Source organism: Mesorhizobium sp. WSM4813 (assembly GCF_055811555.1).
The window spans coordinates 1-458 of sequence record NZ_JBVVQU010000163.1 but is presented as its reverse complement, the minus strand read 5'-3'; the positions used below and the strand labels follow the sequence as shown (position 1 = coordinate 458).

General features: G+C 59.8%; 1 pseudogene. It reads left to right on the top strand.

From position 1 onward, the window contains the following. Window positions 1-458 (top strand): annotated as a pseudogene (locus AC0L25_RS32510) (calcium-binding protein); the annotation flags it as partial.

Below are 458 nucleotides of genomic sequence, written 5' to 3'. Positions count from 1 at the left end.
ATCGTTCCGGTCTATCAGGCGTTTGGCGGCGGCGGCTGGGCGACCAATACGGGCGGGTCATATGTCATGCCCACGACCTCCCAGATGCAGACCATGATGGACCACTGGGACAGACTGGTTCCCAATGCTGCCTTTGACATGGCTTATAAATGGGCCTCGCAGAACGGCGAAACCTCGCTCGGCAACACTCCGGCGATGCAAGACTTTTTCCTGCGACACAACACCAGCACTACCACCCCACCACCTCCGACCACCCCGCCTCCGACGACGCCACCCCCAGACGGGGATATTCTCCACGGCACCAGTGGAGCCGATGTACTTAAGGCAACCGGTGCCCAAACGATGATCGGCTATGGCGGCAACGACGAGTACTATGTCGACAATGCCGGCGACAAGGTGGTCGAGTCCTCTGGCCAAGGTCAAGACAGGGTGTGGGCTTCCGTGAGCTATGCTCTCTC